This is a genomic window from Nonomuraea sp. NPDC005650, from assembly GCF_040605375.1.
Lineage (GTDB): Bacteria > Actinomycetota > Actinomycetes > Streptosporangiales > Streptosporangiaceae > Nonomuraea.
On record NZ_JBEXCR010000005.1, the window covers coordinates 272133 to 291755 of the forward strand.

Annotated in this window: 20 protein-coding genes; 9 read left to right on the top strand and 11 right to left on the bottom strand. The window is 69.3% G+C overall.

Annotated features, from left to right (window positions below):
• Nucleotides 1-85 precede the first annotated feature (85 nt).
• Complete coding sequence (locus tag ABZS69_RS11025) at nt 86-826, top strand: succinate dehydrogenase/fumarate reductase iron-sulfur subunit (protein ID WP_355369594.1); 741 nt, start codon at nt 86-88, stop codon at nt 824-826.
• 358 nt (nt 827-1184) lie between these two features.
• Here the strand turns inward: ABZS69_RS11025 and ABZS69_RS11030 are convergent, their stop codons facing one another.
• Complete coding sequence (locus ABZS69_RS11030; protein WP_355369596.1) at nt 1185-1727, bottom strand: dihydrofolate reductase family protein; 543 nt, start codon at nt 1725-1727, stop codon at nt 1185-1187.
• A gap of 320 nt (nt 1728-2047) precedes the next feature.
• On the opposite strand from ABZS69_RS11030, the gene ABZS69_RS11035 reads away from it, so the two are divergent.
• Together ABZS69_RS11035 and ABZS69_RS11040 are read left to right on the top strand one after the other, a co-directional pair.
• Nucleotides 2048-2359, top strand: coding sequence for an antibiotic biosynthesis monooxygenase (locus ABZS69_RS11035; RefSeq protein WP_355369598.1), 312 nt, complete (start codon nt 2048-2050; stop codon nt 2357-2359).
• Nucleotides 2360-2516: 157 nt separating this feature from the next.
• Nucleotides 2517-2987 (top strand): hypothetical protein, encoded by a 471-nt coding sequence (locus ABZS69_RS11040; RefSeq protein WP_355369600.1) that lies wholly within the window; start codon nt 2517-2519, stop codon nt 2985-2987.
• Between the two features lie 398 nt (nt 2988-3385).
• Here ABZS69_RS11040 and ABZS69_RS11045 read toward each other — a convergent pair whose 3' ends face one another.
• Complete coding sequence (locus ABZS69_RS11045) at nt 3386-3877, bottom strand: nuclear transport factor 2 family protein (protein WP_355369602.1); 492 nt, start codon at nt 3875-3877, stop codon at nt 3386-3388.
• 158 nt (nt 3878-4035) lie between these two features.
• On the opposite strand from ABZS69_RS11045, the gene ABZS69_RS11050 reads away from it, so the two are divergent.
• On the top strand, nt 4036-5505 hold the full coding sequence (locus tag ABZS69_RS11050) for an ATP-binding protein (RefSeq protein WP_355369604.1): 1470 nt from the start codon (nt 4036-4038) through the stop codon (nt 5503-5505).
• Between the two features lie 129 nt (nt 5506-5634).
• Nucleotides 5635-6789, top strand: coding sequence for an RtcB family protein (locus tag ABZS69_RS11055; RefSeq protein ID WP_355369606.1), 1155 nt, complete (start codon nt 5635-5637; stop codon nt 6787-6789).
• A gap of 29 nt (nt 6790-6818) precedes the next feature.
• Here the strand turns inward: ABZS69_RS11055 and ABZS69_RS11060 are convergent, their stop codons facing one another.
• Complete coding sequence (locus ABZS69_RS11060) at nt 6819-7595, bottom strand: SDR family NAD(P)-dependent oxidoreductase (RefSeq protein WP_355369608.1); 777 nt, start codon at nt 7593-7595, stop codon at nt 6819-6821.
• Nucleotides 7592-9019, bottom strand: coding sequence for a DHA2 family efflux MFS transporter permease subunit (locus tag ABZS69_RS11065; RefSeq protein WP_355369610.1), 1428 nt, complete (start codon nt 9017-9019; stop codon nt 7592-7594). The genes ABZS69_RS11060 and ABZS69_RS11065 overlap by 4 nt, the downstream gene beginning before the upstream one ends.
• An 80-nt stretch (nt 9020-9099) precedes the next feature.
• Between ABZS69_RS11065 and ABZS69_RS11070 the strand changes: the two genes are divergently transcribed.
• From ABZS69_RS11070 to ABZS69_RS11080, 3 genes are read left to right on the top strand one after another with little or no spacing between them, the layout of a single operon-like run.
• Nucleotides 9100-9723 carry a TetR/AcrR family transcriptional regulator C-terminal domain-containing protein gene (locus ABZS69_RS11070; protein ID WP_355369612.1) on the top strand — a complete coding sequence of 208 codons (624 nt, stop codon included), beginning with the start codon at nt 9100-9102 and terminating at the stop codon, nt 9721-9723.
• Between the two features lie 54 nt (nt 9724-9777).
• On the top strand, nt 9778-10026 hold the full coding sequence (locus ABZS69_RS11075) for a hypothetical protein (protein WP_355369614.1): 249 nt from the start codon (nt 9778-9780) through the stop codon (nt 10024-10026).
• Nucleotides 10023-10430 (top strand): hypothetical protein, encoded by a 408-nt coding sequence (locus ABZS69_RS11080; protein WP_355369616.1) that lies wholly within the window; start codon nt 10023-10025, stop codon nt 10428-10430. The genes ABZS69_RS11075 and ABZS69_RS11080 overlap by 4 nt, the downstream gene beginning before the upstream one ends.
• Before the next feature lie 60 nt (nt 10431-10490).
• Here the strand turns inward: ABZS69_RS11080 and ABZS69_RS11085 are convergent, their stop codons facing one another.
• Nucleotides 10491-10706, bottom strand: a complete 216-nt coding sequence (locus ABZS69_RS11085) for a hypothetical protein (protein ID WP_355369618.1) — start codon at nt 10704-10706, stop codon at nt 10491-10493.
• Nucleotides 10707-10793: 87 nt separating this feature from the next.
• Nucleotides 10794-11873, bottom strand: a complete 1080-nt coding sequence (locus tag ABZS69_RS11090) for a serine hydrolase domain-containing protein (protein WP_355369620.1) — start codon at nt 11871-11873, stop codon at nt 10794-10796.
• Between the two features lie 60 nt (nt 11874-11933).
• On the opposite strand from ABZS69_RS11090, the gene ABZS69_RS11095 reads away from it, so the two are divergent.
• Nucleotides 11934-12599, top strand: coding sequence for a phosphotransferase (locus ABZS69_RS11095; RefSeq protein ID WP_355369622.1), 666 nt, complete (start codon nt 11934-11936; stop codon nt 12597-12599).
• A 6-nt stretch (nt 12600-12605) separates the two neighbouring features.
• Here the strand turns inward: ABZS69_RS11095 and ABZS69_RS11100 are convergent, their stop codons facing one another.
• Genes ABZS69_RS11100 through ABZS69_RS11120 form a run of 5 tightly spaced genes read right to left on the bottom strand, consistent with a single transcriptional unit; the run spans nt 12606 to nt 19606 of the window.
• Nucleotides 12606-13226 (bottom strand): phosphotransferase, encoded by a 621-nt coding sequence (locus ABZS69_RS11100; protein ID WP_355369624.1) that lies wholly within the window; start codon nt 13224-13226, stop codon nt 12606-12608.
• A gap of 47 nt (nt 13227-13273) precedes the next feature.
• On the bottom strand, nt 13274-13954 hold the full coding sequence (gene narI, locus ABZS69_RS11105) for a respiratory nitrate reductase subunit gamma (protein WP_355369626.1): 681 nt from the start codon (nt 13952-13954) through the stop codon (nt 13274-13276).
• A complete protein-coding gene (gene narJ / locus ABZS69_RS11110; protein ID WP_355369628.1) occupies nt 13951-14505 on the bottom strand; it encodes a nitrate reductase molybdenum cofactor assembly chaperone in 555 nt (184 codons plus the stop codon). The genes narI and narJ overlap by 4 nt, the downstream gene beginning before the upstream one ends.
• Nucleotides 14502-16112, bottom strand: coding sequence for a nitrate reductase subunit beta (narH, locus tag ABZS69_RS11115; protein ID WP_355369630.1), 1611 nt, complete (start codon nt 16110-16112; stop codon nt 14502-14504). The genes narJ and narH overlap by 4 nt, the downstream gene beginning before the upstream one ends.
• Complete coding sequence (locus tag ABZS69_RS11120; RefSeq protein WP_355369632.1) at nt 16112-19606, bottom strand: nitrate reductase subunit alpha; 3495 nt, start codon at nt 19604-19606, stop codon at nt 16112-16114. Before ABZS69_RS11120 ends, narH begins: the two co-directional genes overlap by 1 nt.
• Nucleotides 19607-19623: the final 17 nt, after the last annotated feature.

Below are 19623 nucleotides of genomic sequence, written 5' to 3' on the forward strand. Positions count from 1 at the left end.
GCGAGCGGAGCGAGCGAACCATCAGACACAGCAACTTGTTCATGCCCGGGTTTGGGCGACTGAGCGAAGCGAAGGAGCCCCGGGCATGAACTTGACCCTCAAGGTCTGGCGCCAGAACGGCCCCACCGATTCCGGCCGGATGGTGACGTACAAGGTCGAGGACGTCTCCCCGGACATGTCCTTCCTGGAGATGCTGGACGTCCTCAACGAACGCCTCATCCTGGAGGGCGACGACCCGGTCGCCTTCGACCACGACTGCCGCGAGGGCATCTGCGGCATGTGCGGCATGGTCATCAACGGCGTCGCGCACGGGGAGCAGCGCGCGACGACGACGTGCCAGCTGCACATGCGCCACTTCGAGGACGGCGCCACGGTCACCATCGAGCCGTGGCGCGCCGCCCCCTTCCCCGTCGTGAAGGACCTGGTCGTGGACCGCAGCGCCTTCGACCGGATCATCCAGGCGGGCGGCTTCGTCTCGGTCCCGGCCGGCTCGGCCCCGGACGCCCACAGCATCCCCGTACGCAAGGAGGACGCGGACGCGGCCTTCGACGCGGCGACCTGCATCGGCTGCGGCGCCTGCGTGGCCGCCTGCCCGAACGGCTCGGCCTCCCTCTTCACCGCCGCCAAGATCACCCACCTGAGCCTGCTGCCCCAGGGCCAGCCGGAACGCCTGTCCCGCGCCAGGGCCATGGTGGACCAGATGGACGCGGAGGGGTTCGGCGGCTGCACGAACACGGGAGAGTGCACGGCGGTCTGCCCGAAGGGGATCCCGCTGGACACCATCGCCCGCATGAACACCGACTACTTGAAGGCCAACGCCAAGTAGCAGGTTGCGCGGCCCTTGCCCATCTGGACAGTGGGCCGTCTGATGCCCGCCCCGGGCAGAAAGGGCTTCGCAAAGAAGCGCTTCGCGCTCGGGGCTCAGGCCGTTTCTCCCTCAGGCGCCTATCGGCGCACCTCACGCCTTCGGCGGCTGGTGGCCCACCCGTTGCCCGGTTACCGGCTGGGCCCGCTGAAGCCCACCCCGGACCAAAGTCTTCGCCCAACTGGGGTATACCTTGCGGCGATTCGACAATGCGTTGGCCTGGTCTTCGCCGGTATGAGGGGTAGCCGAGTCGCGGGATCTGGCTGAACACGCCCCTTCTTTGGGTAATGGGTGGGCCGCGCTCACCGATCGGGCTCGATCACGGCTGCGCCGCGAAGACGTGGGCGACGGCACCGCCGCTGAAGACGGTCGTGCTTTTCGGTTCGAGGGTCAGCGGCACCGGGAAGATCCGCTCGCCTGCGCCGAGGACGGCCGGGTGGACGAGAAGGCGGTATTCGTCGATCAAGCCGGTCTCGACCAGCGACCGGGCGAACCGTGCCCCGCCGTGGGCGAGCAGGTAGCCGTCGGAGTGCTCCTGCTTGAGCCGCTTGATGGATTCGGCCAGGTCTCCGGCGGCGATCGTCGTCTCGTCCCAGTCGGCGGAGGTGAGCGAGTGCGAGAACACGACCTTCGGGATGTCGTTCATCGGCTTGGCAAACGGCCCGGAGTCGTTGGGGTAGTAGGCGGCCATCACCGCGTACGTGGTGGCTCCCATGAGATGCGCGCCGGCGTCGCTCACGGTCTGGACAGTCCAATCGAGAGTGTCATCGGAATCTCCCGCGGCGATCCAGTCGCTGCTCCCGTCGAGTGTCGCGACGTAACCGTCGAGCGAGACCGACATCTTCAGAACCAGTGAGGCCATGTCCAGTTTCCTTCCTGGGAGGACGGCACGAGCGGCTCGTGTCGACGGCGATACCGGGGTTGTTTCGGGTGTCGCCGGTACAGACTGGCGACCACCGCGAAACTCATCGCCGTTCCCACATCGAACTCATCTCCCCGCACCGGCGCACGCGACGGGCGTCGTGATCCCGCTCGCCACCTGACTGGCACGGGGGTTCCGCCCCGGGCGGTGGCCCCGCACGCAAACCCCCTCATTCGGTCACTCAGGATTACTGTCACTAATTTTGACTATAATGATCGGTGACTATATCGTCGATGTCAGGGCCGACTGAGGAGATGACGATGACGATGACGACCTTCGTGGAGCTGACCCGCTTCAAGGTGGCGCCGGACCAGGTGGAGGCGTTGCTGGCCGCCCGGCCCGCCATGTTGACGGACTTCCGTGCCGACCGGGAGGGGTTCCTGAGTGCCCGCTTGGTGCGGCTGCCGGACGATGAGTGGCTGGACATCGTTGAGTGGCGTTCGGCGGACGACTTCACCGCCTCCCGCGCCAAGGGCGCCAACCTGCCTGGCATCGCCGCCTTCTTTGCGGCCATCGCCGAGGTGGTGGGTGACGAGCAGGGTGTGCTGGCCGACCCGGAAGGAGCCCGGTGAGGACAACGGCCGAGGCCGTCGAGTTTTCGAGGGCCCTTCTCGTCACCTGACGATCTTGCGGGTTGAGGCAGGAAGCGCACTTGGGTGTGGAGTGCTCGGCGGGTGTGGATCCCAATGAGCACTCACATCAGAACGTGTTCTGACATACCCTGATGGCGTGAACGCCAGCCATGCCGACGCAGTGACCTTTTCTGACCTGTCGAGAAACCCCCGGGCAGTCGCCGAGCGTGCGGCACGCCTGGGACGTGTGCGGATCACGCATCGGGATGCTCCTGACTTCTATTTGACCGCAGTGGACCGTGAAGAGGAGCGCGAGCGAACGTTTGCCACCGCATCTCGGCTGTTTCTCGCCTTGATCAAGCACGACCCCACCGCGCGTGCGCTGGTCATAGCCATGCCGGAGGTCTTCCCCTGGGTGCGTCACCTGTCCTCGGACGAACTGCGCGCCTTCACCCTGGAGCTGGTCGAAGCGCTCTCCGATGCTGCCGAGCTGGACGTAGATGTCACGACCCAAGAGGTCATCGCGGGCTGGCGAGCCACCGCCAGAATCAAGGCCGAACCTGTGCACTATGCCGAGGCCTGTAAGCCCACAAGCGGTGACTTCGGGCCCGTGCAGGTTACGGCATGAGCCCGAAGCGTGGAGATCGAGTTACGGTGCCGCCTCCGGATGGTGAGTGGGATATCCGGTTCGGGGCCGGCGACGCGGTCCGGGGCTGGGAGGAGTTGTGCCGTCACGCCCTGGCCAATACGCGCCGATGCTTCGAGGCCCTGCAGGTTGATCCCCGCTCACGCTCCAGCCCTGACCGTCAGCATCGTCTACGCGGCGATCTCGCGACTCATCGCCACAACGGCAAGGACTTGGAACAGTGGGAGTTCGAGGTCACAAGCGGTGGTCGTGTGCGGTATCTCATCGATGACGCGGCTCGTACTGTCTGGGTGATCTATGCGTCGCCTCGACATCCCAAAGACACGGAATAGTCGGCTGTCGGCTCGAGCTTGTGGTCGCCAGGGTGACGGGCAAGATGGTCAGGAGTCTCCGGGGCGAGGTGTCGTCTCGGTCTGTGACGCCCATACGGGGGTGGTCTCCACGCGGGAGAGGCGCCATCCCTGCCCGGTGCGGATTGCCTCGAAATGGTAGACCTCGCCGAGGATGAGCCGAGGTGCGGGCGCGAGCCGGACCTCCGACGCCCCCTCGGCCGCGAACGTGGCGATCAGGTTCGCCCGGACGCGGGCCCGGTTGCCGTCCACGTTGACCAGGACGTTGCCGATGACGTGCTGGATCCGCTCCTCCGGTGAGTGGTTCCGGCCGGCTTGTGCAATCAGGGCCGACCGTCCCTCCGCCAGTCCGCCGGGTGTCAGGGCGGTGGCGTCTTCGGAGAAGATGGCCGACAGCTCGTCGAAGCGCCCCTCGTCCAGGACGGCACCGAGCCGGTACACCAGGTCGGTGATCTCCTCGCGATCCGACAGCTCTCGCACTCGGCGTCGCAGTTGCTCCAGTTCGTCGAGGACCGCAGGCATCTGCTTCTCCCAATTTCGTTGGCTTGACCAATGTTGGTGAGGCCAACCATACGTCATGGATTGTGGGTTGCGCCAACGGATTTGTCGAAGCCTTCGTCCGTTATGATAGTTGCAACTATCATAGGCGTAGCTATCATTACGTGCAGAAGGTGGCGGCCATGCTGCGGAAGCCGGAGCGCCTGTTCGGGCGGGGCGCGGAGTGGGAGGAGCTGGCCGACTTCGTCGGGGCTCCCGCGAACGGTGCCACCTTGGGGCTGGTCTACGGGCGTCGGCGGCAGGGCAAGACGCTCATGCTCGAACTGCTCGCCCAGGAGACCAACGGCCTGCTCTTCGCCGCCACCCAGCAGACGGAAGCACAGAACCTGGCCGATCTCGGCGCCGCCTACGCCGCCTATCGCGGGTTGCGGCAGGCGGTCTCGTTCGGGAGCTGGCGGGAAGGGTTCGACGAGTTGCTCCGGCTCGGCGAGGAGCGGGCGACGCCGGTGATCGTCGACGAGTTTCCCTACCTCGTCTCCGCGACGCCGGCGCTGCCGTCGTACCTGCAGCAGGCGTTGAGCCCGACGGGATATGCGAAGGAGCACACCCGTACCCGCCTGATTCTGTGCGGCAGCGCGTTGACCACGATGGCGCAGTTGCTCGGCGGAGGCGCGCCGCTGCGCGGGCGAGCGACGCTTGAGCTGGTCGTGCGGCCCTTCGGTTTCCGCGATGCCGCTGCCTTCTGGGGCCTGACCGGCGACCCGGAGCTGGCTTTCCGGGTGCATGCCCTCGTCGGCGGCACCCCCGCCTACCTGGAGATGTGCGGCGGGTCGGGGCCGGCCGATCTGGACGGGTTCGATCGGTGGGTGCAGCGGCGGTTGCTGAATCCCGCCTCGGCGATGTTTCGCGAAGGCGGGCTGCTGCTCCGGGAAGAGCCCTCGATCTCCGACCCCACCTCGTACGCGGCCACGCTGAGCGCCATCAGCGCGGGCAACCAGCGTCGCTCCGAGATCGCCGCCGCCCTCGGCCGTCCCGTGAGCGCGCTGGCGCATCTGCTCAACGGCCTGCGCGGCATCGGCCTCGTCGAGCAGGTCGACGACGCGTTGCGCGACAAGCGAAGCGTTTTCCGGATCGCCGAGCCGATCGTCCGCCTGCACCAGCTGATCACGCAGCGCCGCGAGCCCGAGCTGGTCAGCGGTCAGGCCGCCCGCGTCTGGCGTTCCAACGCCGACACGGTGGCCTCGAAGATCTACGGGCCCCACTTCGAGGACCTCGCCCGGGAATGGTGCTTCCTGCACGCCTCCGGCGACACGCTCGGCGGAATCGCCGGTGCCGTACGGCCGAGCGAGATCCCCTGCCGAGCGCACCGCGAAGGACATGAGCTCGACATCGTGGTGACCGAGACCAACTCCTTCGCCACCGATCGGATCATCGCGATCGGCGAGGCCAAGGCCACGCTCACGCCCATGGACGTCTCCCAGCTCCAGCGGCTCGAACATCTGCGCGCGCTGCTTCCCGACACCCGGATCGACAGGCAGCCCAAACTGCTGCTGTTCGCCCGTTCCGGGTTCACCGGCGATCTGGCGGAGGCGGCGCGCGGGCGCGCGGACGTCGAACTCGTGGACCTGAACCGCATGTATTCGGGGGACTGACACGACCCGCGCCGCCCGGACAACCCTGCCGTCGCGAACCGCCCGTCAAACCCGTCTTCAATAAAATGGGTGGGAAAATCCTTCCTGGTCACGCCACACTGATCAAGAACCAGTGAGGAGATTCATCCCATGCCAAACCAGCCCGCACCGAACCTGCTGTCGTGGGCCAGCGAGATCGACGAAGGCGCGATCATGCAGGCCGCTCGCACCGCAAGCCTGCCATTCGTGTCCGGCCACGTCGCTCTCATGCCAGACGCGCACGTCGGCATCGGTGCGACGGTCGGCTCGGTGATCCCCACGGAGAACGCGATCATCCCGGCCGCCGTCGGCGTGGACATCGGCTGCGGCATGGTGGCCACCGAGACCACGCTCACGGCCGCCGACCTGCCCGAGACCCTCGCCGCGCTGATGCCGATGGTGGAGCACCGCATCCCCGCCGGCGTCGGCAAGGGCCACGAGGACCCGACGGTCGACCGCGCGCTCAGCGAGCTCGGGCTGCCGCACACCGACCTCACCCCCAAGCAGAGCAAGAAGGTGAGCGACCAGTTCGGGACGCTCGGCTCGGGCAACCACTTCGTCGAGGTCTGCCTGGACGAGCGCGACCACGTCTGGACGGTGCTGCACTCGGGGTCGCGCGGCATCGGCAACCAGCTCGCTCAGATGCACATCATCGGTGCGAAGAAGCTGATGAAGCAGCAGGAGGTCGGCCTGGAGGACCCGGACCTGGCGTATCTCGTGCAGAGCACGCCGGAGTTCACCGCGTACATCGAGGACATGCTGTGGGCCCAGCACTACGCCATGGCCTCGCGGGCGCGGATGGACAGGGTCCTGATCAACGCCCTGTTCAAGGTCGTCGGCAAGGGCGAGCGGGTCCGTACGATCAATTGTCACCATAACTTTACCCAGCAGGAGACCCACTACGGCAAGACGTTGTGGATCACCCGCAAGGGGGCCATCAAGGCCGACACCGGTGACGAGGGCGTGATCCCGGGCTCGATGGGCACGCGCTCGTACATCGTGCGCGGTCGCGGTAACCCCGAGTCGTACACCTCGTGCTCCCACGGCGCGGGCCGCCGCATGTCGCGTACCAAGGCGAAGCGGGAGCTGTCCGCGGCTTCGCTCAAGGCGGCGATGAGCGGCCGCACCTGGAACGCGGATCGGGCCGCCGCGCTGGTGGACGAGCACCCCGAGGCGTACAAGTCGATCGACCAGGTGATGGCGGACCAGCAGGATCTCGTGGAGGTCCAGCACACGCTCCGCCAGATCTTCAACTACAAGGGGTAGGCTCTGCCGCCGATCGGGCGGCAGAGCACTCACGACCCGGTCGAAGCGATCATCTTCAGCGTGAGCTCGTGGAGTCGTTCCGCGGCGGCCGGGTCGAAGAGCCGGGGGTTCAGGCCGATCCGGCGCTCTCGCATGAAGGCGCTGAGCGGCTCGGCGGGCGGGTCGTCGATGCGGGCGACGATCGGTTCGATGCCCTTCTCGACCGGCAGCCCGTGCTTCTTGAGCGCCTCCACGTGGGCGGCGGTCGTCGCGTCGTACTCGCCGGCGACGCTCGTCGAGACGCCTCCGGGATGCATGAGGACATAGCGGGTACGGCTGCCGTGCCGGGCGGCGAAGGCCACGCCCAGCAGGTCGTTCGCCTTGCCGGCCTGGAACTGGGCGGCCATGCCGTCGTACCCGCGTTCGAGCATGAGGTCGTGCCAGCGGATGAGGTCGGCCGGCCCTCCGGGGCCTGAGACGTTCATGACGAGGCGGGGCGCGGTGAGGCCGTGGCTGAGGAGGAAACGGCTCAGGTAGTCCAGCGCGAACGTCCCCTCCAGGCCCTCCGCGGTCACGAACCGGTGCGTGCGGAAGTAACGCGCGCACAGCACGAGCGCGTCCACGGCCGGGAACGCGGCGTTGATCTCGGCGATCACCCGCCGGTTCTCGCTGATCAGGCTCAGGTCCGCCGGGATGAACACCGCCCCGGGCAGCGCCTTGGAGCTGTCGCGCCCGATGACGGCCACGGTGTCGCCCCGTTCGAGGTAGGTGCGGGCGAGCGCCCGTCCCATGCCGTCCGTGCCGCCGCTGATCACCAGTGTCCTCATGACGCGCTCCTCGCGGGCTCCGCTGCCGGTACGGCCTCCGTACGGGGCCGGCCCGGCAGCAGCGGGACGGCGGCCAGGATGATCACGATCACGGCCACGGTGAGCCAGAAGATGCCGTGGAATCCGGCGATCACGTCCCCGGCGGTCTGGAGGACGAGCGTGACCACGGCGACGCCGAGCGCCGCGCCGAGCTGGTTGAGCATGTAGAGCACCGAGCTGCCCTGCGCCACCATGGACGGCGGCAGCGCCCGGTACAGGGAGCCCATCGTGGGCGCGCTGAAGCACCCGCTGCCCAGCCCGATCGTGAACGCCGCCAGCGCCGGCCAGACCTCGGGGGTGTCCGCGCCGATCCGGGTGAAGGCGAACGCGCTGAGCCCGGCCACGAGTGCGCCGCCGACGGCCAGCCCGCGGGCGCCGATGCGGTCCGAGAGCCGTCCGGCCAGCGGCATGGCCATCGCGCCGCCGAGCCCGAGCGGGGCCATCAGCAGTCCGGCGGCGAGCACGCCGTGCCCGTGGGCCTGCTGGTAGTACAGGGGGAGGGCGAACAGGGCGGCGAAGAGGGCCAGCCCGCCGAGCCCCATGATCGCGACGCTCGCGGTGAAGCCCCGGTTGGCGAACAGCCGCAGGTCGATCAGCGGCGGAGTTCGACGGTCGCGCAGGGCGTGCGTCGCGTAGGCGAGCAGCAGGAGTACTCCCACGCCCAGCGGGAGCAGCGCCTGCCAGGCGGTGGGCGCCCCATGTTCGGCCGTCTGCGACAGGGCCAGGACGACGGCCGCGAACCCGGGCCCGAGCAGCGCCAGCCCCACGACGTCGAGCCGCGGCGACGCCCCGGCGGACGGCTCGTCGGCGGGGATCACGCGCAGCGCGAGCAGCAGCGCCACCAGGCCGAAGGGCACGCTGAGCAGGAACATCCACCGCCACGACAGGCCGGCCAGCACGGCCCCGCCCGCGATCGGCCCGAGCACGGGCCCCAGGGACAGGACCACGCCCATCAGGCCCATCACCCGCCCGGCCCGGCGCGGCCCGGCGGCGCGGGCCAGCAGGATGAGCACGAGGGGGTCGAGCAGCCCGGCCCCGAAGCCCTGCAGCACGCGGAACACGATCAGCGCGCCCACGTTCCAGGCCAGCCCGGCGCCGAGCGATCCGGCGAGGAACAGCGCGAGCCCGGCCAGCCACAGCCGCCTGCCGCCGAACCGGTCGACGGCCCAGGTGGTGAACGGGATGGTGGCCGTCACGGCCAGCAGGAACCCGGTGGACGTCCAGCCGATCGTGCTGAGCGAGGTCTCGAAGGTCGCGGCCAGGGTGTCGATGGCGACGGCGGCCATCGTGCTGTTGAGGATGCCCAGCAGGCCGCCGAGCAGGATCACGCCGATCATGCCCAGCAGCCGCGCGTCCATCCGGTCGTCCGGCGAATTTGAACTCATGGGTTCAAAGTAGTTATCTCGTGCGTTCGACCGCAACCCGTACGTCCATGAAGTTGAACCGGTGGGTACAATCCGGAGGTATGGTCACCACCTCGCGCGGGCGCATCGACAAGCGGCAGGCGATCCTGGAGGGCGCGTTCGCCGTGTTCGCCCGGCTCGGCTACGCGCAGGCCTGCGTGCAGGACATCGCCGACGAGGCGGGCGTGGCCAAGCCGACGGTCTACAACCACATGACGGACAAGGCCACCCTGTTCAGGAACGCCATCGAGGCCGCCGCGCAGCTGACGCTGAACGCCCGGCTGGCCGCCCTGGAGCCGCTGGCCGACCCGGGCGAGGACCTGCGCGCCACGCTGGAGGGCGTCGCCGACGAGCTGCTCCGCCTGCACACCGACGGCCGCTCGTGCGCGCTGCGCCGGCTGCTCTACTCGGAGATCATCCGCTTTCCCGACATCCTCGACATCGTCAAGGAGAGCGGCCCGGACCGGCTCAACCACGCGCTCGCCGACCGGATGGCCCGGCTCGCGCTGGCGGGCCGCCTGCGCGCCGCCGACCCCGACACGGCGGCCGAGCAGTTCATGGCCCTGCTCGTCGGCCCGCTGGAGGCCCGTTCCCAGATGGGCACCCGTACGATCCCGGACGACGAGCTGCGAGAGGTGGCGCGCGCCGCGGTGCGGGCCTTCCTCGACGCCTGGGGCGCTGACTAATCTCGACGACAAGGCCTCTTGTCGGCGACAGGCAAGCTATATAGTCTGCCGCGTGTGGTGGAACGAGACGACTATGCGGCCATCCGCGATCGGATCATCGGGCTCTCCCACACCCATGGCTTGCGCTGCGACTGGGCGGAAACGACGAAACGCCAGCGATTCCTCCTGCTGTGGGACGCCGAGGGCCGGGTCGCGGCCCGCGCGATCGTCCCGCTCTACCCTGGGGAGACCTCGCACCTGGTGGACTCCCTCGAACGGGGGCTCGCGCACCTGTTCGGTGACGACTGGCTGGAGGATCCATGACCGCGGACCGCGTTGACGTTCACATCACCCTGGCGGGCAGCCTGTGGCTGGCCCAGGTGGACGGCGTGGCCGGCGGCATGTCCGCCCGCACGTTGAAGGAGCTGCACGGCGACGTCGCCGAGGGGCTGCCGTTCCTGTTCGCCGACCGTGCCCAGCCGCCCAAGCCCGTCTTCCACTACGCGCTGCCGGGCCTGTCGGAGCAGGATCTCGACGACTTCGCCGCCCTCCAGCGCCAGGCCGCCGCGATCGCCGAGGACTACACGCGCACGCTCAAGAAGCGCGTCAAGCACATGCACGAGCTCGGCCTGTCGGACGGGGACATCGGCGAGCTGCTCGGCCTGACCAAGCAGCGCATCCAGCAGATCCGCAGCAGCGCGAACGACGAGTCCCGCCAGGTGTCCTGAGGCCCCCGGGCACGCGAACGGCGCCCCCTTCTCACGAGGAGGCGCCGCCGGGAATGGGGACTACCTGACCCAGAGGTAGTACCAGCCGGTGCCGTTAAGCGTGCACTTGTACTCGTCCCAGCCCTCACGCTGATAGCTCTGACCCATGTCCACACACTTGCTGTAGCTGGTGTATTCGCCAATGTATGTCCAGGCGGCCGCTTGCGCCGGGGCGGCGATGCCGATGGCGGCCAGTGCTGCGATACCTGCGGCGACGATACCTGCACGAACGCGCATACGTGATCTTCCCTTTCTGCGGGGGGCTCTCGCATACAACGATCATGGACGGCCCTACAATTCGGCTATAGAGCGGCCACAAAACCGTCACGAGGACAACCCTCCGTAGGCGGCCAGCACGAAATTCATGCCGCGATCGTCGACCGCGGCGTGCATTTGGTTCATCACGTACGCCACCGTCATGCGGGCGTCGAGGTCGATCACGACCAGCGAGCCGCCCATCCCGCCCCAGAAGCACGTGCGCGGCTGCAACAGCCCGTAGCCCATGCCGTACCGCATGCGCGTGCCCAGGGCGCGGTCGAGGCCCAGATACTGCTCCTCGACGGCACGCGCGCAGCCCGCCTCCGACAGCAGCCGCACGCCGCGCAGCGTTCCGCCGCAGGCCAGGACCGACTGTACGAGGGCGACCGAGCGGGCGTTGCCGTGCCCGTTCGCGGCCGGGATCTCGGCGTGCCGCCAGCCGGTGGTGTTGACGTCCTCCGGCCGCACCACGGGATTGGCGCGCAGGTCGGACGGGGGCACGAAAGGCGTCAGGGGCGGGATGACGGGGGCGACCCGGGGGTCGTGTTCGGCGGGCAGGCCGATGTGGAAGTCGGCCCCCAGCGGCCCGGCCACCTCCTCGGCGAAGAAGGCGCCCAGGCTGCGCCCGGTCACGCGACGGACGACCTCCCCGACCAGGAAGCCCTGGGTGATCGCGTGGTATCCGGCCTCGGTGCCCGGCTCCCAGAGCGGCGCCTGCGCGGCCAGCCGCGTCGTGGCGAGGGGCCAGTCGTAGAGCTCCTCGACCGTCATCGGCTCGTCCCAGATGGGCAGGCCGGCGGTGTGGGCGAGCAGGTGGCGTACGAGCACGCCCTCCTTGCCCGCGGCGGCGAACTCCGGCCAGTAGGCGGCGACCGGCGCGCCCAGGTCGAGCTCGCCCCGGTCGGCGAGGATCAGCGCGCACAGCGCCGTCATCGGTTTGGTGGTGGACCAGACGTTGGTGATGGTGTCGCGCTCCCAGGGAGCGGTACGGGACGCGTCGGCGTGTCCGCCCCAGATGTCCACCACCGGCTCGCCGTCCAGGTAGACGGCCACCGAGGCGCCGACGTCGTCCTTGGCCAGGCAGGCGGCCAGCAGCTCGCGCACCTCGCCGAAGCGGTCTTCGCACATGCCGTGGATCTCGACCATGGACGGAAACTAACCCCGGCCCCCGTGGGCGGGCCACGGGTTTTTGACATACTCGCGACCATGGAGCTCGGAGAGCTGCTGGGGTCGGGGCGGACCGCGGACGTGTACGCGATCGACGACGAGCGGGTCCTGCGGCGCTACCGCATCCCGGTCGACGCCCGGCGGGAGGCGGCGGTCATCGCGCACGTGGGCAGGCACGGATATCCGGTGCCCGAGCTCTACCCCGGCGCTCGGGCGGACACCGAGCTGGTGATGGGGCGGCTGTCCGGGCCGACGATGCTGCGGGCGCTGCTCGACGGGGAGATCACGGCCGAGGAGACGGGCCGGATCCTCGCGCGGCTGCTGCTGCGGTTGCACGAGATCCCGGCACGGGTGTCCGCCGATCCCGGCGATCGGGTGCTGCATCTGGACCTGCATCCCGACAACGTCATGCTGACGCCCCGGGGGCCGGTCGTGATCGACTGGTGCAACAGCAGGGAGGGGCCGCCCGGGTTCGACTGCGCGATGTCCGCGGTGATCCTCGCGCAGGCGGCCGTGGACGAGGTCGAGCTGGCCGAGGCGGCGCGGCGGTGCCTCGTCGCGCTGCTGGCCGGGCTGGGCCCCGCCATGGACCACGGCGACGGGCTCGACCGGGCCAGGGCGAGGCGGGCCGCGGACAAGGCGCTCACCGAGCGGGAGGCCGGGCTGGTGGACGCGGCGGTGGCGCTGATCCGCAGGACGGGTTGAGGCCCGCTACTCGGTCCAGGCGGCCGTGGTGTCGAGGCGTTCGCGCCAGAGCTTCTCGCCCGGCCCGCCGGCCTCCCAGCGGGCGCAGAACTCCAGCAGGCCGCGGCAGCGCGCCACCATGGCCTCCTGGCGCTCCTCCCACGAGGGGACGGGCCCGTCGTACGCGGCGAAGAAGCGCGAGAGCAGCGGGACGTGCTCCGGATGGTGGGATCGGATGATCCACTCGCACCACGCGAGATCCTCGACCGGCCGCCCGGGGTGGGCCCACTCCCAGTCGAGGATCGCGGTCGTCCGGAACGTGGCCGGGTCGAACAGCATGTTCTGCGGGCCGAAGTCGCCGTGCACGATGCCCAGCCGGTGGACGCCGGACAGGATCCGGCCGCACTCGGTGAGCACCTCGGCGGCGTGGCCCTCGTCTATGAGGTCCTGGCCGTGGACGCCGGAGACGAAGCGGGTGGTCAGGCTGGTCGAGGTGACCTCGTGAACACGGGGGACCGGGAGCCGGCCGCGCAGCCGGCGCAGGTATCTGCTCTCCGTGCCCAGCCGGAACGCCGCCTCCGGGCCCTGGTAGCACTTCACGACCAGGGCGCCGTCGCCGAATGTGCTGTTGGTGTACCCGTGCTTCACAAGGGTCGATTCTGGCGTACTCTCGCCCCTCCCAGACGCCCGGCACGCTATCGAACGCGACTCCGATACACGATGTAAGGACGGAACAAATAGCCCAACGGGGCGGAAAGAGCGTGCACCAGGCGGCTGAACGGGAAAAGTACGAACAGCGCCATCCCGATGAGCGTGTGCACCTTGTAAAGGACGTTGGCCTGACGCATCGCCGCGGCGTCCGGCTGGAGCACGAAGATGCCGCGGAACCAGGGCGCGACCGTGGTCCGGTAGCTCACGTCGCTGGGCACGAACCCCGCGACCGTCGTCACCAGGCCCGCCACGATCGAGGCGGCCAGCACCGCGTACATCGTCTTGTCGTTGGCCGTGGTCGCCAGGAACACCGGGCCGGTGGCGCGGCGGCGGTAGATCAACAGGGCCAGCCCCACCAGCGTGGCCAGGCCCCCGAGCCCGCCCCAGACGAGGGCGTTGGTGTGGTAAGCGGCGTTGGACACGCCGATCGCGTCGGTCCAGCCCACCGGGATGAGCAGACCGGTCACGTGGCCGACGATCACGAAGATCAGGCCGTAGTGGAACATCGGGCTGGCCACGCGCAGCAGCGGGCTCTCGTAGAGCTGGGACGAGCGGGTCGTCCAGCCGAACTTGTCGTAGCGGTGGCGCCAGATCAGCCCGCCCACGAAGACCAGCAGGGTGAGGTACGGCAGGACCACCCAGAGCGTGCTCTCCGCCCAGCTCACAGGTAACCTCCCACGGTCTCGGCCGGCGGCCCGCCCTGGGCCAGGCGCGTGGTCTGCAGCCGCTCGGCGGCGGTGATCGGCGGCAGGGCCGCGCACACCGCGCCGATCACGTACGCGTACGGCGAGTCGCGGTCGGTCAGGGCCGTGAGCAGCAGCTCCAGCCCCGGTCTGTGCTCCTTGAGCAGCTGGGCGCCCGAAGGATCGAGCGCGGCGAACTCCAGCATCACCGGCAGGAAGTCGGGCAGTTCGTCGTCCATGAGCTCCCAGCCGGCCGCCCGGTAGCACTGCTTCAGCGCGGCCAGCGACCGGCCGCGGCGGCGGGTGTCGCCGTCGGCGTAGTAGGTGAGGTAGAGGCAGCAGCGCCGCTGCAGGTCGAACGTCTCCACGTAGTGCGCGGCCAGCTCGCCGGGCCCGAGGTCGGAGGCGCGCGACAGGAACGGCCCGAAGTGCGGCTCGGCGGCCTCCTCGATGAGCGGGAGCCGGTGCCAGAAGCGCTCGTCCGGATAGGCGAGGAGATGGGCGGCGGACTGCCAGATGAGAGCGCTGTTCATGACCTTTTCCTCTTCTTGGTCGGGAACAGGCCGGCGGGGATGCCGCGGCCGTCCCAGTTGAGCAGGTTCACCCGGTCGTGGGTGAGCCCCTCGCTGGTCTGTCGCTCCTTCAGGCCGTGGAAGGTCTCGACCGAGACCGGGACGGGCCGGCCCGACGCCTCGCCGAACGGGGCCTGCATGCCGGGCCCGCCGTCGTAGTCGAGGCTGCAGCCGCCCTCCTCCACGACTCCGGGCGGGATGTTCCCGTAGGCGGTCGGGATCACGTAGCGCTCGTCGTACTTGGCCAGCGCCAGCAGCCGGTACATGTCGTGTATCTCCTCCTCCGACAGGCCGGTGTCCGCCAGGACGGGCGGCTGGCCCAGGTTGACCGAGCGCATGTACGAGCGCATCGCGGCCAGGCGACGCAGCGCGGCGGTCACGGGCGCCCGGTCACCGGCGGTGAACAGCTCGGCCAGGTAGCCGATGGGGATGCGGAGCGACTCGATGGCGGCGAACAGGTTGACCGCGTCCTCGCCGTCGTGACCGCCCTCGGCGAGCGCGTCCACGACGGGGGAGAGCGGGGGGACGTACCAGACCATCGGGAGAGTGCGGTACTCCGGGTGCAGGGGCAGCGCTATCCGATATTTCTTGATCAAGTCGTACACCGGGGATCTCCGCGCCGCCTCCACCCAGTCGACGGGCAGGTCCGCCGCGTCGACCGCCGGGTCGTTCGGGTCGACGAACAGGTCCAGCTGGGCCTCGTACAGGTCGCGCTCATTGGCGACCGAGGCGGCAGCCGCCACGCGGTCGGCGTCGTACAGCAGGACCCCGAGGTAGCGCAGGCGTCCGACGCAGGTCTCCGAGCAGACCGTCGGCAGGCCGACCTCCACGCGCGGATAGCAGAACGTGCACTTCTCCGCCTTGCCGGTCTTGTGGTTGAAGTACACCTTCTTGTACGGGCAGCCCGTCACGCACATGCGCCAGCCCCGGCACCTGTCCTGGTCCACCAGCACGATGCCGTCCTCGGCCCGCTTGTACATGGCCCCGGACGGGCAGGAGGCCACGCACGACGGGTTGAGGCAGTGCTCGCAGATGCGCGGCAGGTAGAACATGAACGCCTGCTCGAAGGCCAGCTTGACCTGGTCGGACACCTTGGCGAGCATGGGGTCGGGCGACGGGTCGCCGCCGAGGTCGTCGTCCCAGTTGGCGCTCCACTCGATCTTCGTGGGCCGGTTGCTGATGAGCGATCTGGGCGGCGCGACAGGGACGTCCTCGGAGAGGGGCGCCCTGGTGAGGTTCTCGTAGTCGTACGTCCAGGGCTCGTAGTAGTCCCGGAGCGAGGGCATGAGGGGGTTGGCGAAGATGGTGAGCAGCTTGTGGAGACGGCCGCCCGCCCGGAGCTTGAGCCTGCCCCGCCTGTCGAGCGTCCAGCCGCCGCGCCAGCGCTCCTGGTCCTCGTAGCGCCTCGGGTAGCCCTGGCCGGGGCGGGTCTCGACGTTGTTGAACCAGACGTACTCGACGCCGGCCCGGTTGGTCCAGGTCTGCTTGCAGGTGACCGAGCAGGTGTGGCAGCCGATGCACTTGTCCAGGTTCATCACCATGGCGATCTGGGCCATGATCGTGGCCATCAGAAGCGCACCTCCTGTGATCTGCGGCGGATGGTGGTGATCTCGTCGCGCTGGTTGCCGGTGGGGCCGAAGTAGTTGAAGCCGTACGAGAGCTGGGCGTAGCCGCCGATCATGTGGGTGGGCTTGATGAGCACCCTGGTCAGCGCGTTGTGGATGCCGCCCCTGCGACCGGTCGCCTCGGACTTGGGCACGTCGATCAGGCGCTCCTGCGCGTGGTACATGTACACCGTGCCCTTCGGCATGCGGTGCGAGACGATCGCCCTGGCCACGACCACGCCGTTGCGGTTGACCGCCTCGATCCAGTCGTTGTCCGCGATCCCGAGCCCGGCCGCGTCCTCGACCGACATCCAGATCGTCGGGCCGCCCCTCGACAGCGACAGCATGAGCAGGTTGTCCTGGAACTCGGAGTGGATCGACCACTTGCTGTGCGGGGTGAGGTAGCGCAGCGTGCCGGGCTCGCCGAACAGCGCCGCCAGGTCCAGCGGCGGGCGGTAGACCGGCAGCGACTCCCCGTACTCGTGCATCCAGTCGTGGTCGAGGAAGAAGTGCATGCGGCCGGTGAGCGTGTGCCAGGGCTTGCCGTTCTCGACGTTGATCGTGAAGGGGGAGTAGCGGCGCTCGCGCGACTCCTTGCCCGACCACTCGGGGCTGGTGGCGACGTGGACGGGCCCGGCCTGGGTGTCGGAGAAGACGATCCGGTGCCGCACGTCGGCCAGGTCCCCGAAGTCGGCGCCGGTGCGCTCGGCGAGCTGACTGAAGCCCTGCGCGGCCAGCCTGCCGTTGCTGACGCCCGACAGCGCCAGGATCGTCTCGCACGCCTTGGCGTCGGTGTCGAGCTCCGGCCTGCCCTTGGCCACGCCGCGCGGCACCAGGCCGCACGCCTGGCCCAGCCAGGTCACCTCCTCGTCGGGCATGAACGTCACGCCCTTGACCGGGATGCCCAGCTTCTCCGTGAGGGGGCCGAGCGCGGCCAGCTTCTCGGCGATGGCGCCGTAGTCGCGCTCCACCACCTTGAGCTCCGGCCCGCCGCCCGTCGCCAGCTCGCCCGGGGTGTCGTGCTGGTACGCCGTCGCGACCACGTCCCTGCGTACGCCGAGGTGCTTCTCGCCGAGCTTGCTGAAGGCGCGGGCGATGGCATGAAACGCCGAAAAATCGGTCTTTGTCTGCCAGGGCGGGCTGATCGCCGGGTTGAACGCGTGCACGAACGGATGCATGTCCGTGGACGACAGATCGTGCTTCTCGTACCAGGTGGCGGCCGGCAGCACGATGTCGGAGAAGATCGTCGAGGACGTCATCCTGAAGTCGAGCGTGACCAGGAGGTCCAGCTTGCCGCTCGGGGCCCGTTCGTCGGGGCGCTCCAGGTTCGAGGTGGCGCCGAGGAGGTGGTGCTGGAAGTACTCGCTGCCCTTGGCGGAGGAGCCGAGGAGGTTCGAGCGCCAGAGCGTGAGCACGCGGGGCCAGTTGCGCGGGTCGTCCGGGCGTTCGGCGGCGAACCTGAGCCGGCCCGAGCGGAGCTCCTCGCGCGTGTAGGCGATGGGGTCGTCGGCCTCGCCGAGCTCCAGCGGGTTGCGGTCGAAAGCCGGGGCCATCGGCATCCAGCCGTTCCTGACGGCCTCGGCCACCAGCTCCGCGGTGTGCTTGCCGCGGAACTTGCCGGGACCGAGTGGGGAGACCAGGTCGCCCGCGTCGAAGTGGTCGTAGCGCCACTGGCCGGTGTGCAGGTACCAGTACGGCGTGCCCGGGACCTGCCGCGGCGGCCGCGCCCAGTCGAGTGCGCCCGCCAGCAGCGCCCAGCCGCCCAGGGGCTGGCATTTCTCCTGGCCCACGTAGTGCGCCCAGCCCCCGCCGTTGCGGCCCTGGCAGCCGGTCAGCAGGAGGAGCGACAGGAACGCCCGGTAGATCGTGTCGCCGTGGAACCACTGCGTGGTGCCCGCCCCGAGGATGATCATGCAGCGGCCCTTGGTGGACTCGGCCGTCCTCGCGAACTCTCTGGCGATCTTCACCGCCCTCCGGGCGGGCACGCCCGTGATCTCCTCCTGCCAGGCCGGCGTGTACGGCTCCCCGGCGTCGTCGTAGCCCGCCGGCCAGGCGCCCGGGAGCCCGTCGCGCGCCACCCCGTACTGGGCCAGCAGCAGGTCGAACACCGTGGTCACCACGTGGTCCCCGACCCGGGCCACCGGCACGCCCCTGCGTACCGAATCGCCGCCGTCGAAGCGGGGCAGCAGGATTTCGGCCGGTTCGCCCCCGTACAGGGTGAGCTTGGGGTCGGTGCCGAGATCGAGGTTCCAGCGGCCCTTGCCGGACTCGGTCCAGCGGAAGCCGACCGAGCCGTTCGGGACGACGGGCTCGCCGGTCTCCGACATGAGCACGGTCTTCCACTCGGCCGCCTCCTCCTGGGAGCCCAGGTCCTTGGCGGTGAGGAACCTGCCGGGCACGTACGCGCCCGCGCGCTCCTCCAGCCGGACGAGGAACGGCAGGTCGGTGAAGCGTTTGACGTAGTCGGTGAAGTAGGGCGTCCCGCGCTCGACGAAGAACTCCTTCAGCAGCACATGCCCCATGGCCATGGCCAGCGCGCCGTCCGTGCCGGGCCGCACGCTGACGAACTCGTCGGCGAACTTGGCGGCGTCGCTGTAGTCGGGGGAGACCACGACGACCTTCTGGCCCCGGTAGCGGGCCTCGGCCATCCAGTGCGCGTCGGGGGTGCGGGTGACGGGGACGTTCGCGCCCCACATGATCAGGTATGCCGCGTCCCACCAGTCGGCCGACTCCGGCACGTCGGTCTGGTCGCCGAACACCTGGGGGGAGGCCACGGGCAGGTCGGCGTACCAGTCGTAGAAGGAGAGCATGGCGCCGCCGATCAGCGACAGGAACCTGGAGCCGATGGCCTGGGAGACCATCGACATCGCGGGGATGGGGGAGAAGCCGGCGATCCGGTCGGGGCCGTACCTCTTGATGGTGTAGACGTGAGCGGCGGCGATCATCTCGGTGGCCAGGTCCCATGTGACGCGGACGAGGCCGCCGGTGCCTCGGGCGGACTGGTAGCGACGCCTTTTCAGCGGGTTCTTCATGACATATGCCCATGCGTCCACCGGGTCGCCGTTCAGGCGTTTCTTCGCTTCCAGGTACATCTCGACGAGGACGCCCCGGGCGTACGGGTAGCGGACCCGGGTGGGCGAGTAGGTGTACCAGGAGAAGGCGGCGCCGCGGGGGCAGCCGCGCGGCTCGTACTCGGGACGGTCGGGGCCCACGCTCGGGTAGTCGGTCTCCTGCGCCTCCCAGGTGATGATGCCGTCCTTGACGAACACCTTCCACGAGCAGGAGCCCGTGCAGTTCACGCCGTGCGTGGAGCGGACCACCTTGTCGTGGCTCCATCGGTCGCGGTAGAAGATGTCTCCCTCGACGCCGCCTTTCAGGTAGATGGTGTGCAGATCGGCGCTGGTGACCGACCTACGCAGATAGCGACCGGTCTTCAGCAGAAGCTCCTCCGCACTCATACCCCCACTTCATCACA

What these genes read in the sequence shown, in the direction of transcription:
- ABZS69_RS11060 (WP_355369608.1), bottom strand. Translation starts at nt 7,595, where the DNA reads ATGAGGACACTGGTGATCAGCGGCGGCACGGACGGCATGGGACGGGCG.
- ABZS69_RS11035 (WP_355369598.1), top strand. Translation starts at nt 2,048, where the DNA reads ATGACGATGACGACCTTCGTGGAGCTGACCCGCTTCAAGGTGGCGCCG.
- ABZS69_RS11085 (WP_355369618.1), bottom strand. Translation starts at nt 10,706, where the DNA reads ATGCGCGTTCGTGCAGGTATCGTCGCCGCAGGTATCGCAGCACTGGCC.
- ABZS69_RS11050 (WP_355369604.1), top strand. Translation starts at nt 4,036, where the DNA reads ATGCTGCGGAAGCCGGAGCGCCTGTTCGGGCGGGGCGCGGAGTGGGAG.
- narJ (WP_355369628.1), bottom strand. Translation starts at nt 14,505, where the DNA reads ATGAACAGCGCTCTCATCTGGCAGTCCGCCGCCCATCTCCTCGCCTAT.
- ABZS69_RS11045 (WP_355369602.1), bottom strand. Translation starts at nt 3,877, where the DNA reads ATGCCTGCGGTCCTCGACGAACTGGAGCAACTGCGACGCCGAGTGCGA.
- ABZS69_RS11030 (WP_355369596.1), bottom strand. Translation starts at nt 1,727, where the DNA reads ATGGCCTCACTGGTTCTGAAGATGTCGGTCTCGCTCGACGGTTACGTC.
- ABZS69_RS11080 (WP_355369616.1), top strand. Translation starts at nt 10,023, where the DNA reads ATGACCGCGGACCGCGTTGACGTTCACATCACCCTGGCGGGCAGCCTG.
- ABZS69_RS11055 (WP_355369606.1), top strand. Translation starts at nt 5,635, where the DNA reads ATGCCAAACCAGCCCGCACCGAACCTGCTGTCGTGGGCCAGCGAGATC.
- ABZS69_RS11025 (WP_355369594.1), top strand. Translation starts at nt 86, where the DNA reads ATGAACTTGACCCTCAAGGTCTGGCGCCAGAACGGCCCCACCGATTCC.
- ABZS69_RS11095 (WP_355369622.1), top strand. Translation starts at nt 11,934, where the DNA reads ATGGAGCTCGGAGAGCTGCTGGGGTCGGGGCGGACCGCGGACGTGTAC.
- ABZS69_RS11120 (WP_355369632.1), bottom strand. Translation starts at nt 19,606, where the DNA reads ATGAGTGCGGAGGAGCTTCTGCTGAAGACCGGTCGCTATCTGCGTAGG.
- ABZS69_RS11090 (WP_355369620.1), bottom strand. Translation starts at nt 11,873, where the DNA reads ATGGTCGAGATCCACGGCATGTGCGAAGACCGCTTCGGCGAGGTGCGC.
- narH (WP_355369630.1), bottom strand. Translation starts at nt 16,112, where the DNA reads ATGGCCACGATCATGGCCCAGATCGCCATGGTGATGAACCTGGACAAG.
- ABZS69_RS11065 (WP_355369610.1), bottom strand. Translation starts at nt 9,019, where the DNA reads ATGAGTTCAAATTCGCCGGACGACCGGATGGACGCGCGGCTGCTGGGC.
- ABZS69_RS11070 (WP_355369612.1), top strand. Translation starts at nt 9,100, where the DNA reads ATGGTCACCACCTCGCGCGGGCGCATCGACAAGCGGCAGGCGATCCTG.